Here is an 11913-nt window from a genome sequence, read left to right on the forward strand (position 1 = left end):
TAATAGACGTATCAATACCGCATGGTTGCACGGTTTGACTGAATATAGGCTGTCACACGTGAATGAATCGTCATGGTACGGGCAAAAAAATGCCGCTTCAGAAAGCGGCATTTTTTCAGCGAGTGCTATTACTCGGTAACGGCATTTTTCGCCAGGATGGCGTTAGCCAGTTCCATGTCGGTGGCCTTCAGGCCAGGGTTGTCGGCGCGGACTTTCTGCATGGCGGCTTCCAGGTACGGCCCGCGAATACCACCATCGCTGGCAACGAAGCTGCCGGCGTCGTCTTGCGCGGCAACGACCATCTTGTGGTCCTTGAAGGTCAGGTAGGTCGAGCCGGTGGTAGCACCCGATGAGATGACGTTACGCCAGAAGCTGTCGGCCATGGCTGAGCCGACAGGAAGAGAAAGCACGGCAAGGGTTGCGACAGCATATTTAAGACGCATGATGGGTGACTCCGGGTGGGTTATCTGAACGATTTGATTGTAGTTAACCCAACCGAGTTCCATCACTGACTAAACAGTTTCGACTTGCAAAACTGCCCCGTTCTGCGCGGTAACGCGTACTTGAGCGCCTACGGCGCTGTCCGGCCCGGTCACCATCCACACCCCATCGCCGACTTTTATCTTGCCCCGGCCATCGACGATGGCCTGGTGCACCACAAATGTGCGACCGATCAACTCCGAACCACGCATGTTCAGCCCCGGCTGATCGCTGACCTTGGCGCTGCTGCGCTGGCGTTTCCACCAGTACACCGCTGTCAGGATCGACAACACGGCGAACAGCAGCAGTTGCCATTCCAGCCCGAGCGGCGGGATCAGGAACTTGATCACGCCCACGGCCGCCGCCGCGATGCCCATCCACAGCAGGTAACCACCGGCGCCGAAGACCTCGAGGATCAACAACACCGTGCCCAGTGCCAGCCAATCCCAGAACGACAGATGCTGCAGGAAATCCCACATGACGAGTGCCTCAGCCTTTCTTGTTGTCGAAGGTGGCCTTGACGATTTCGCCGATGCCACCGACGGCGCCGATCACTTGGCTGGCCTCCAGCGGCATCAGGATCACCTTGCTGTTGTTGGCCGAAGCCAGCTTGCCCAGCGCATCGATGTATTTTTGCGCGACGAAGTAGTTCACCGCCTGCACGTCGCCCGATGCGATAGCCTGCGAAACCACCTGGGTCGCACGGGCTTCCGCTTCGGCCTGACGTTCACGGGCTTCGGATTCCAGGAACGCCGCCTGACGGCTACCCTCGGCCTCAAGGATCTGCGCCTGCTTCTTGCCTTCGGCAGTCAGGATCGCCGATGCCCGAAGGCCCTCGGCCTCCAGGATTTGCGCACGCTTGATCCGCTCGGCCTTCATCTGGCCCGACATGGCGGCCATCAGGTCGGCAGGTGGGCTGATGTCCTTGATCTCGATGCGGGTGATCTTGATGCCCCAGGGTGCCGTCGCTTCATCGACGGTGCGCAGCAGTTTTTCGTTGATGCCGTCACGCTGGCTCAACATGGCATCCAGCTCCATGGAGCCGAGCACGGTACGAATATTGGTTTGCAGCAGGTTGCGGATGGCGTGTTCGAGGTTGTTGACCTCGTAGGCCGCCTGGGCGGTGTTGACCACCTGGAAGAAGCACACGGCGTCGATCTGCACGGTGGCGTTGTCGGCGGTGATCACTTCCTGAGGGGGAATATCCAGCACGCTTTCCATCACGTTGATCTTGCGACCGATGCGGTCCATGACCGGGATGATGATGTTGAGGCCGGGTTTGAGGGTGTTGGTGTAGCGGCCGAAACGCTCGACTGTCCACTGGTAGCCCTGGGGCACCACTTTAAAACCCATGAACAGGATGGCGGCGGCCAACCCCACGAACAAAAGCAGTACGGTTCCGATCTGCATGGCGATTCCCTATCTGAAGGTGTCAGTAAAACGATGTTCGACCGATTGTAACGGTCTGGTCACGGATAAGGACGGTTTCACGGCTGCACAATCAAAGGATTTGTTTCTGAATCCCCAGGCGTGACCCGTAACACTTCCGCCAATGTGGTCAGGCCGGCATTCACTTTCTCCAGGCCGGCCATGCGCAGGCTGCACATGCCTCGCTCGACAGCCGCCCGGCGCAACGCCTGCACGTCGGCCCCGGGCGTGATCAATCCCTTGAGCGGTTCGTCCATCAGCATGATTTCGTAGAGCCCGGCTCGGCCTCGATATCCGCTGTCGCGACACTCCACGCATCCGACCGCCTCGTGGGCAGTTTCCGGTGCATTTACTCTTTGCTTGCAGTGAGGGCACAAGAGGCGCACCAAACGCTGCGCCATCACTCCTATCAGCGTAGCTTTGATCAAATAATGAGCAATGCCCAGTTCCTGCAGGCGGCTGATGGCGCTGGGGGCATCGTTGGTGTGCAGGGTCGACAGCACCAGGTGCCCGGTGAGCGCGGCCTGGATCGCCATTTCTGCGGTTTCCTGGTCGCGAATTTCGCCGATCATGATGATATCCGGGTCCTGACGCAGCAGTGCGCGTATGCCGCTGGCGAAGGTCAGGCCGATGTTGTGCTGCACCTGCATCTGGTTGAAGGCGGGTTCGACCATCTCGATCGGGTCCTCTACCGTGCACAGGTTGACCTCGCGGGTCGCCAGTTGCTTGAGCGTGGCGTAAAGCGTGCTGGTCTTGCCCGAGCCGGTAGGGCCGGTGACCAGAATGATGCCGTTGGCTTGGCCGGTCATCGCGTGCCAGCGTTGCTGATCCGCGGGCGACAAGCCCAATTGATCAAAATCCTTGAGCAATACCTGCGGGTCGAAAATCCGCATCACCAGCTTTTCGCCAAAGGCCGTCGGCAAGGTGGAAAGGCGCAGTTCCACTTCCGCGCCCGTCGGGCTCTTGGTTTTGACCCGACCGTCCTGGGGTTTGCGTTTTTCTGCCACATTCATCCGGCCCAGGCTTTTCAAGCGGCTGACCACCGCCATGGTGACCTGCGGCGGGAACTGGTAGACGTCGTGCAATAACCCGTCGATGCGGAAACGCACACGGCTCTGGTCGCGGCAGGGTTCGATATGGATATCGCTGGCCCGTTGGGCAAAGGCGTACTGCAGCAGCCAGTCGACGATGTTGACGATATGCGCATCGTTGGCATCCGGCTCCTCGTCGCCGGCACTCAGGTTGAGCAGCTCGAAGTTACCGGGCGCCGCCGCCTTCTGATCTGCGCCGCTGACCGACCTGGCCAGCCGGTAGAACTCGGCGATGCAGCGCTGAATATCCTGGGGGTTGGCGACTACGCGTTTGATCGAGCGTTTAAGCACTTGCGCCAACCCGGCCTCCCAACCGGTGACATAGGGCTGTGCGCTGGCGACGGTGACGGTCTGCGCGTCGACGGCCACCGCGAGTATGGTGTGGCGTTGTGCGAAGGCGTGGGACATCAATGGCACGACCGCCGCCACGTCGATCTTCAGCGGGTCGATACGCCAATAGGGCTGCCCGGCCTGGCGGGCCAGCCATTGGGTCAGGGTTTCCAGGCAGGGGCCCTGGGCGGCGATACATTCAAGGGGGTGCTGGGTGTTGTCGGCCGGTACCCTCGCCAAGCGCTGCGCAACGTCGGATGTAATCAGTCCGGCGTCGATCAATGCCGGCAGCATCGGGTGAAGTTCCAATCGTCGATCGACGGGCATGGTGGATTTTCCTGGGGTAGTGGAGGTCAACCCCAGGCTAGCCGGCCCCTGAATATCCTTCTGCCCGCGTGTATTTCATGCCTTTACTGAGCGGCCGCCAATCTCGCTGGAGGCTGCGCAGAATCAGCCGGCCATAGCTCCAGCGAGCACACGCTGATCAGGTTTCGAATCTTTTCACCGATCACTTGGGCACGGTGCCAGCTCAAACCATCCATCACGATATCGAGGCTCAACAGGTCGTCCTCGCGGTCCAGGTGTACCTGCCGTGGCGTCAGGCATTGCAAAGCGAAATAGTTGAGTACACGGCACAACACATCGGGCTCAGCCTCGGCAATGATGCGGTAATGGGCCTGGCAATGGGCGCTGTTGACGGCCCAGGCATCGACGCGGGCGGCAGGTTGGGTGGCTTCGACGGCGTGCATGGGAAATCTCCGAATCAGGTTGGAGAAATTTTTACATTCGTCAGCGGAGATTTCTTATCTAAAATGAGCATAAATAGCGATTAATTGAATGGATCAATTCAATCAATTCTTCAAAATGAGTATTTTTATGCACAGTGAGTTGGACGCGTACGACCGCCGTATCCTGGCCTTGCTACAAGAGGATGCTTCGTTGTCCAGTGCGCAGATCGCCGAGCAGGTGGGCCTGTCGCAGTCACCTTGCTGGCGGCGCATTCAACGGCTTAAAGAAGAGGGGGTGATTCGTGGTCAGGTCACCTTGCTGGATCGCAAGAAGATCGGCCTCAACACGCAGATCTTTGCCGAGGTCAAACTCAACGCCCACGGTCGTTCCAACTTAACAGAGTTCACCGAGGCGATTCGCGGGTTTTCGGAAGTGTTGGAGTGTTATGTGCTGATGGGGGCGGTGGATTTCCTGCTGCGCATCGTGACGTCGGATATCGAGGCGTATGAGCGGTTTTTCTTCGAGAAACTCTCAATGGTGCCGGGTATTCAGGAGGTCAATTCGATTGTGGCGTTGTCGGAGATCAAATCCACCACCAGCCTGCCAGTGTTGCGCTGACAAGGCGCACCTCATCGGGAGCAAGCCCCTTTCCACATTTTGATGTGTGAATACATGCCAATGTGGAAGCGGGCTTGCTCGCGAAAGCGCCCTTACAGGCGCAGCAAGGTTTTCCAGGCGCGATTCTGATACACCGCAATTGCCTGATGCATACGCGCATCCAGGGATTCATCGGTGATCGGCTGGTTGGCCAGTTGCACCAACTTGTTCAGCTCGCCGTACAGGCGGTCCAGTTCCGGAATATCCACCACCTGACGTGCATGATGCAGCCAGGCCTGGATGCGTTCGAGGCGCGGCAGTTGCTCGGCCAGGTCTTCCGGTTGTTGCTGGTAGCGTGGCAGTTGCAGGGCGACAGCATCTTCGGCCAGCAGGCGTGGCAGCCAGTTGGTGATCTGCGCGGCGCCCTGGCGGTTGCCCCGCACGTTGCGGTCCGCGGTCCAGGTGCGGGCCAGCAGCCAGCGGGAAGCGTTCAGCGAGAACAGGCCCCAGCGCACGTCTTCCAATTCTTCGATGAATTGTTCCGGCGCAGCTTTGCGGATGTCTTCATCATCGTCACCGGCCTGTACCAGCGGGCGCCAGTCTTCCAGCAATGCATCCAGTGCGCTGCGCAGCTCGCTGGTGGATTGACGTGGTGCAGCCTGGCCGAGGCTGCCGACCAGGGCGCGCAATTCGCCGAGGTTGTCGACCCAGTCCTGCAACAGCCGCCAGTGGCCATTGAAGCGGTACTGCTCAGCCAGGCGCTGGCTGCTGCCCAGCAGGTGCCACATGATGGCGGCGAAGGCGTCGTCCAATGGCATTTCGGCGTGAATCTGCGGCGCCGGCAGGCTCAGCGAATAGCTGCCGGCGTCGTACAGACGGTAGCCGCGCTCGGCCTTGCTGATATCGCAAGGCATCAGCGCCAGGGTTGCGGCCAGTTCGGCGGCCAGTTCCAGCAGGGCGGCCGGTTCGCCTTCGCGCAATTCCAGTTCCAGTTCGCAGATTTCTTCTTTCTGCTTGCCGACGACAACATGCCCCAGGTCCAGGGCGGCCTCGATGACCACCTTGGCTTTACCGCGGCCCCAGGCGATTTCGGCGCGTTCGCGGACAAAGTCGGTGGTGAAGATCGGCTTGAGGGTCTTTTTGTCCAGCTCGGCCAGTTGCTCGGGCCAGCACTCGCCGTCGAGTTTCTTCACGTCGAGCTTGGCTTTGGGCAAATCCCAGTTGTATTCGTTACGTTCCGACAAGCCGGCGACACTCTGGCCACGGGTCTTGAGGGTCTGGATGATGTCGTCACCGTCCTTGCGCAGGCGCAGGGCGACTTTGGCCTGGGCCAGGTCACGCTCTGGGGTGTCGAAGTACTGATTCATCAACTCACGGCGTTCCCAGCCACTTTTGTTGCGTTTTTTCAGGAGCGGGTGCTCACGCAGCGCGGCGAGGGTCTCGCGGCTGACGCGGAGCTTGATTTCGGTTTCTTTTTGCATGGCCGGAACATCCAGGATCGGGAGTGCAGCCGGGGAAAAGAGTGGCTGCCAAGGCCGTGCAGTGTACAGGACTGAGCCCGGCAACGCGCCGCAACGGTTTATTGTGTTGTGCAGATGGCTCTATAGTGGGGCTCATCCGGGAAGTTGAGAGACCGCGTATGCCGTTACCTACCCTGAAAGAGCAATTCGCTGCGCTGATTGCCGCACCGTCGGTCAGTTGCACCCAAGCGTCTCTCGACCAGACCAACCGCCCGGTGATCGATTTGCTCGCCGGCTGGCTGGGCGACCTGGGTTTTGCCATCGACATCCAGCAAGTCAGCCCCGGTAAATTCAACCTGCTCGCCAGTTTCGGCAGCGGCCCGGGTGGCCTGGTGTTGGCGGGGCACAGCGACACCGTTCCTTATGATGCGGCCTTGTGGAAGACCGATCCGTTGAAGCTGACGGAAGTCGATGGCCGTTGGGTAGGACTGGGCAGCTGTGACATGAAAGGCTTTTTTGCGCTGGCAATCGAAGCCGTATTGCCGCTGCTGGATCAACCGTTCAAGCAACCGTTGCTCATCCTGGCGACCTGTGACGAAGAAAGCTCGATGTCCGGCGCCCGCGCGCTGGCCGAAGCGGGCCGCCCGTTGGGGCGTGCGGCGGTGATTGGTGAGCCCACCGGCCTCAAGCCGATCCGCCTGCACAAAGGCGTAATGATGGAACGCATCGATATCCTTGGCCAAAGCGGCCACTCCTCGGACCCGAGCCTGGGCCATAGCGCCCTTGAAGCCATGCATGACGCCATTGGCGAACTGCGCGGCCTGCGCCTGGCCTGGCAGCGTGAGTACCGCAACCCGCAATTCAGCGTGCCCCAGCCGACCCTGAATTTCGGTTGTATCCATGGTGGCGACAACCCCAATCGCATCTGCGGCCAATGTTCCCTGGAGTTCGACCTGCGGCCCCTGCCGGGCATGGACCCCCAGGTGCTGCGCGATGCAATCCGGCAAAAGCTGCAACCCGTGGCCGAGCGCCATCAGGTCAGGATCGACTACGCGCCGTTGTTCCCCGAAGTCCCCCCGTTCGAGCAGCCGGAAGACGCCGAACTGGTCCGGGTCGCGCAGCGATTGACCGGCCATCGTGCCGAAGCAGTAGCGTTCGGCACCGAAGCGCCTTATCTTCAGCGCCTTGGTTGTGAAACCCTGGTGCTGGGCCCCGGCGACATCGCCTGCGCCCATCAACCGGGCGAGTACCTCGAAATGTCACGCTTGACGCCTACAGTGCGTCTATTGCGGGAGCTGATCGAGCATTACTGCCTGAAACCCGCATAATTTACCCCCTGCCCATTCGTACATAGAAGGAGAGCGAGCGTGTCGCCAAGCCTGTTCCGACGATAACCATCAGCCCGCTGTGCGCTTTCACGATTCATCCTTGTTTGGCTGCTACTTATTACAGGCCCAGGTTTTATGCCCGAATACGTCAATTGGCTTCGTCACGCTTCGCCCTACATCAACGCCCACCGCGACTGCACCTTTGTGGTCATGCTGCCTGGCGATGGTGTGGAACATCCGAACTTCGGCAATATCGTCCATGACCTGGTGCTGCTGCACAGCCTGGGTGTGCGGCTGGTGCTGGTACACGGCTCGCGCCCTCAGATCGAAACGCGCCTTGCGGCCCGCGGCCTGACCCCGGCCTACCATGAAGGCTTGCGCATCACTGATGCTGCGACGCTGGAATGCGTGATCGACGCCGTTGGCCACCTGCGTATCGCCATCGAGGCGCGCCTGTCCATGGACATGGCCTCTTCACCGATGCAGGGTTCGCGCCTGCGTGTCGCCAGTGGCAACCTGGTGACTGCCCGCCCTATCGGCGTGCTCGAAGGCGTGGATTACCACCACACCGGCGAAGTGCGCCGGGTCGACCGCAAGGGCATCAACCGTCTGTTGGACGAGCGCTCGATTGTGCTGTTGTCGCCCCTGGGCTACTCGCCCACCGGTGAGATTTTCAACCTGGCCTGCGAAGACGTCGCCACCCGCGCCGCCATCGACCTGGGTGCCGACAAGCTGTTGCTGTTCGGCGCCGACATGGGCCTGATCGATGAAAACGGCCGGCTGGTGCGCGAACTGCGCCCGCAGCAAGTACCGGCGCATTTGCAACGCCTGGGCGCGAACAACTATCAGGCCGAATTGCTCGATGCCGCTGCCGAGGCTTGCCGCGGTGGAGTAGGGCGCAGTCATATCGTCAGCTACGCCGAAGACGGCGCTCTGCTCACGGAGCTGTTCACCCGCGACGGCGGCGGTACGCTGGTGGCCCAGGAACAATTCGAACAGGTGCGCGAGGCGGCGATTGAAGACGTCGGCGGCTTGCTCGACCTGATCAGCCCGTTGGAAGAGCAGGGCATTCTGGTGCGCCGCTCGCGTGAAGTGCTGGAGCGTGAAATCGAGCAGTTCAGCGTGGTCGAGCGTGAAGGCATGATCATCGCCTGCGCGGCGCTGTACCCGATCGCGGATTCGGATGCCGGTGAGCTGGCGTGTCTGGCGGTGAACCCGGAGTACCGTCACGGTGCGCGGGGTGACGTGTTGCTCGAACGCATCCAGACCCGTGCCCGGGCGCAGGGGCTGAAGACGCTGTTTGTCCTCACCACCCGCACCGCTCACTGGTTCCGCGAGCGCGGCTTTGTGCCGAGCAGCGTGGATCGCCTGCCGTCGGCGCGGGCGTCGCTGTACAACTACCAGCGTAATTCGAAGATTTTCGAGAAAGCGCTCTAGGCCCTCAATTAAGGAGGGAGGGCACCGCCCCTCCCACAGGTTATCCATCGTCTGCTCTATCGCTTAACTGACAGGCATTAGACCTGCCCCTCCCTTATGCCTTGCCACCCCAGCGGCTTTCGTCGTTGCGCATCACTAGCACTTCAGAAGCATTGATCTGCGCCGATACGATAAACATCACGTTCGATAGATTGCGTGAAGCCGCGCCTGCGAGGGGCGGGCGCCATCGGCTGCTCATGGGGCGGGGCGCTTTGACAGCAAAAGAAATTATTAGTGACACAAAAACTGTAACAAATTGACGGGAGGATGTGCCTTTGGCCATGATGGCGTCGCCTTTTTGATCGTGGGTGACGTATGCAAAGGTACGGCCGCACTAATCGATCTAAAGAAAGGCTGGTAAAGACTTTTCAGGTATTAGCTTTTGGAGCGATTGGTCTACGCTGACCATCTCGCTCATCGGCCAGGCTTATTCCTGAATCGTATGAAAAAGAATGAAGTAATTCTTTTTGGGTGTATGAAAAACTCATTACCCTGCAGGGACCAAATTAACTGCGATTAGACGAAGGTAGTAGACATATCAGGTTACGATTGACTTGGTAGTCACTATCTGGCGCTAATCGCGCATCTGTGGATCACGGGCGTCAGACCCGAGACCTTAGAAATACAAAAATTAGAAATGAGAGGAGCGGTACATGAAGAAGTCAACATTGGCGTTGGCCGTGGCTGTGGCTGCAATTGCACAACAGGCACACTCCGCCGGTTTCATCGAAGACAGCAAGGCCACTCTGGGTCTGCGTAACTTCTACATCAACACTGACAACCGTGATGGTGCCAGCAGCCCACGTTCCAACAGCCAGAGCAAGAACGCTGAATGGGGCCAAGGTTTTGACCTGCGTTTCATCTCGGGTTACACCCAAGGTACTGTTCAGTTTGGTGTTGATGCCATCGGCCTGTATGGCCTGCGACTGGATTCCAGCCGTGCGGACCACGGTAACTACACCGGTACAGCGTCCGGCGGTACCGTTTTCCCAAGCGACGGCAACAAGGCTGTCCGCGACTACGCCAGCCTGGGCTTGACCGGTAAGGTCAAGATTTCCCAGACCGAGCTGAAAATCGGCACCCTGCAGCCAAACAACCCGGTCATCAAGACCAACGACGGTCGTTTGTTGCCACAAACCTTCCAGGGCGGCCAGATCACGTCGAACGAGATCAAAGACCTGACCCTGACTGCCGGCCAGATCGAGCACGCCAAAGGTCGTAACTCCAGCAACAACGAAGGTCTGTCCCTGGCAGGTGCCAACGGCAGCTCGAACTATGACGCAGGTAACTTCGTCAACAAGTTCTACTTCGCGGGCGCTGACTACAAAATCACCAAAGACCTGACCGCTTCGTACTACTTCGGCGAGCTGAAAGACTTCTACTCGCAGAACTTCCTGGGCTTGGTACACAACTGGGCAATCGGCCCGGGCGTGCTGAAAAGCGACCTGCGCTACTACCGTAGCCGTGACAACGGCGCCAATGGCGATACCGCTGGTTACTACACCACCGGTTACTACGGTGGCACCACCACCAAGGGCAAGGTCGACAACGACCTCTACAGCTACCTGGCACTGTACTCGGTGGCTGGTCACACCTTTGGTGGCGGTTACCAGTACACCAAGGGTGACAGCGACTTCCCTTGGCTGAACCAAGGTGACGGCTCGTCGAACAGCACCATCACCGACATGCAAATCCAGAAGTTCGCCCGCGCTGGCGAGCGTACCTGGCAAGCTCGCTACGCTTATGACTTCGCCAAAGTCGGCGTACCTGGCCTGACCGCTGGTATCGTTTACCTCAAAGGTACCAACATCCAGACCACCACCGGCGACAAGTCCGAGTGGGAGCGTGATATCACCCTGGCATACGTCGTTCCAGAAGGCCCGCTGAAAAACCTCGGCGTTGCCTGGAAAAACGCAATGTGGCGCACCGATGTTGCTACCCGCGACCAAGACGAAAACCGTCTGATCGTCAGCTACTCGATTCCACTGTTGTAAGTGCTTAAAGCCTTGCCCGGCGCAATGCCGGGCAAGGTGTCTTGCTTTCAAGTCGGGCTCAACCCCCGCAAGCCCTTCCCGAAACCCCTCTTTGTACAGCGTCTCAAGGCCTTCTCGAACCTTGAAACCGATGTTGATCCTCGCCCGTCGCCAAGTCCAATGAACAGATTTTTAATATTCTTTTATCGTCTAGATAAATCGATATTTATTCTTTTTAAATAATCTCCAACCCATGCACAGTAGGCTTTATAAGCATTCACCAGGAGCCACACCATGAGCCTAAGATTGGGCGACATCGCCCCCGACTTCGAACAGGATTCCAGCGCCGGCAAGATTCGTTTCCATGAGTGGCTGGGCGATAGCTGGGGTGTGCTGTTTTCCCACCCGGCGGACTTCACGCCGGTGTGCACCACCGAGCTGGGTTTCACCGCCAAGCTCAAGGACGAATTTGCCCAGCGCGGCGTCAAGGCGATTGCCCTGTCGGTCGACCCGGTGGACTCGCACCACAAGTGGATCGAAGACATCAACGAAACCCAGAACACGGTCGTCAACTTCCCGATCCTGGCCGACGCCGATCGCAAGGTGTCGGACCTCTACGACCTGATCCATCCGAACGCCAGTGACACCCTCACCGTGCGTTCCCTGTTCGTCATCGACCCGAACAAGAAGATTCGCCTGACGATTACCTACCCGGCAAGTACCGGTCGCAACTTCCACGAAATCCTGCGGGTCATCGACTCGTTGCAGTTGACCGACAACCACAAGGTCGCCACCCCCGCCAACTGGCAGGACGGTGACGAAGTGGTGATCGTGCCGTCACTCAAGGATGAAGAGGAAATCAAGAAGCGCTTTCCCAAAGGCTACCGGGCGGTGAAGCCATACCTGCGCCTCACCCCTCAGCCCAACCGTTAACACAGGACCTATGTGGGAGGGGGCTTGCTCCCGATGGCGGGGTGTCAGTCAATACATCCACTACTGACACACCGCCATCGGGAGCAAG

At 59.2% G+C, this 11913-nt stretch carries 11 protein-coding genes and 1 pseudogene; 5 read left to right on the forward strand and 7 right to left on the reverse strand.

Translation table 11 applies throughout. From position 1 onward, the window contains the following. Positions 1-128: 128 nt before the first annotated feature. The 5 genes from DK870_RS27700 to DK870_RS27720 form a co-directional block, all read right to left on the reverse strand. Positions 129-443 carry a DUF2388 domain-containing protein gene (locus DK870_RS27700; protein ID WP_060753557.1) on the reverse strand — a complete coding sequence of 105 codons (315 nt, stop codon included), beginning with the start codon at positions 441-443 and terminating at the stop codon, positions 129-131. A 69-nt stretch (positions 444-512) separates the two neighbouring features. Next, positions 513-959, reverse strand: a complete 447-nt coding sequence (locus tag DK870_RS27705; protein ID WP_060753556.1) for an NfeD family protein — start codon at positions 957-959, stop codon at positions 513-515. Positions 960-969: 10 nt separating this feature from the next. Continuing rightward, entirely contained in the window at positions 970-1890 is a 921-nt protein-coding gene (locus DK870_RS27710) for an SPFH domain-containing protein (protein WP_060753555.1), read from the reverse strand. A 77-nt stretch (positions 1891-1967) separates the two neighbouring features. Beyond that, entirely contained in the window at positions 1968-3656 is a 1689-nt protein-coding gene (locus tag DK870_RS27715) for a GspE/PulE family protein (protein ID WP_161550272.1), read from the reverse strand. Between the two features lie 83 nt (positions 3657-3739). Further along, positions 3740-4078, reverse strand: a complete 339-nt coding sequence (locus DK870_RS27720; protein WP_161550273.1) for a hypothetical protein — start codon at positions 4076-4078, stop codon at positions 3740-3742. A gap of 127 nt (positions 4079-4205) precedes the next feature. On the opposite strand from DK870_RS27720, the gene DK870_RS27725 reads away from it, so the two are divergent. After that, positions 4206-4676, forward strand: coding sequence for an Lrp/AsnC family transcriptional regulator (locus DK870_RS27725; RefSeq protein WP_161550274.1), 471 nt, complete (start codon positions 4206-4208; stop codon positions 4674-4676). A 92-nt stretch (positions 4677-4768) separates the two neighbouring features. Here the strand turns inward: DK870_RS27725 and DK870_RS27730 are convergent, their stop codons facing one another. Continuing rightward, positions 4769-6136: an inorganic triphosphatase gene (locus DK870_RS27730; RefSeq protein WP_161550275.1), complete on the reverse strand. Its 1368-nt coding sequence runs from the start codon at positions 6134-6136 to the stop codon at positions 4769-4771. Positions 6137-6294: 158 nt separating this feature from the next. Between DK870_RS27730 and argE the strand changes: the two genes are divergently transcribed. Both argE and argA read left to right on the forward strand, forming a co-directional pair. Next, the gene (gene argE / locus DK870_RS27735) at positions 6295-7443 is read left to right on the forward strand and encodes an acetylornithine deacetylase (RefSeq protein WP_161550276.1); all 1149 of its coding nucleotides are present in this window, start codon (positions 6295-6297) and stop codon (positions 7441-7443) included. A 135-nt stretch (positions 7444-7578) separates the two neighbouring features. Beyond that, positions 7579-8880: an amino-acid N-acetyltransferase gene (gene argA / locus DK870_RS27740; RefSeq protein WP_060753549.1), complete on the forward strand. Its 1302-nt coding sequence runs from the start codon at positions 7579-7581 to the stop codon at positions 8878-8880. Positions 8881-9004: 124 nt separating this feature from the next. Here argA and tauA read toward each other — a convergent pair. Further along, a pseudogene (tauA, locus tag DK870_RS27745) lies at positions 9005-9202 on the reverse strand (taurine ABC transporter substrate-binding protein); the annotation flags it as partial. 370 nt (positions 9203-9572) lie between these two features. Here tauA and DK870_RS27750 point away from each other — a divergent pair. Together DK870_RS27750 and DK870_RS27755 are read left to right on the forward strand one after the other, a co-directional pair. Then, entirely contained in the window at positions 9573-10913 is a 1341-nt protein-coding gene (locus DK870_RS27750; RefSeq protein ID WP_161550277.1) for an OprD family porin, read from the forward strand. A gap of 273 nt (positions 10914-11186) precedes the next feature. Further along, positions 11187-11825, forward strand: a complete 639-nt coding sequence (locus DK870_RS27755) for a peroxiredoxin (protein WP_015886425.1) — start codon at positions 11187-11189, stop codon at positions 11823-11825. The last annotated feature ends 88 nt before the right edge of the window (positions 11826-11913 follow it).

The sequence above is a fragment of the Pseudomonas sp. Q1 genome (assembly GCF_009935975.1).
In the GTDB taxonomy this organism is placed as follows: Bacteria; Pseudomonadota; Gammaproteobacteria; order Pseudomonadales; family Pseudomonadaceae; genus Aquipseudomonas; species Aquipseudomonas palleroniana.

Bases quoted from the DNA above. Each gene is read 5' to 3' on its own strand.
- DK870_RS27720 (WP_161550273.1), bottom strand. From the start codon at position 4,078: ATGCACGCCGTCGAAGCCACCCAACCTGCCGCCCGCGTCGATGCCTGG.
- argE (WP_161550276.1), top strand. From the start codon at position 6,295: ATGCCGTTACCTACCCTGAAAGAGCAATTCGCTGCGCTGATTGCCGCA.
- DK870_RS27755 (WP_015886425.1), top strand. From the start codon at position 11,187: ATGAGCCTAAGATTGGGCGACATCGCCCCCGACTTCGAACAGGATTCC.
- argA (WP_060753549.1), top strand. From the start codon at position 7,579: ATGCCCGAATACGTCAATTGGCTTCGTCACGCTTCGCCCTACATCAAC.
- DK870_RS27700 (WP_060753557.1), bottom strand. From the start codon at position 443: ATGCGTCTTAAATATGCTGTCGCAACCCTTGCCGTGCTTTCTCTTCCT.
- DK870_RS27705 (WP_060753556.1), bottom strand. From the start codon at position 959: ATGTGGGATTTCCTGCAGCATCTGTCGTTCTGGGATTGGCTGGCACTG.
- DK870_RS27715 (WP_161550272.1), bottom strand. From the start codon at position 3,656: ATGCCCGTCGATCGACGATTGGAACTTCACCCGATGCTGCCGGCATTG.
- DK870_RS27710 (WP_060753555.1), bottom strand. From the start codon at position 1,890: ATGCAGATCGGAACCGTACTGCTTTTGTTCGTGGGGTTGGCCGCCGCC.
- DK870_RS27730 (WP_161550275.1), bottom strand. From the start codon at position 6,136: ATGCAAAAAGAAACCGAAATCAAGCTCCGCGTCAGCCGCGAGACCCTC.
- DK870_RS27725 (WP_161550274.1), top strand. From the start codon at position 4,206: ATGCACAGTGAGTTGGACGCGTACGACCGCCGTATCCTGGCCTTGCTA.
- DK870_RS27750 (WP_161550277.1), top strand. From the start codon at position 9,573: ATGAAGAAGTCAACATTGGCGTTGGCCGTGGCTGTGGCTGCAATTGCA.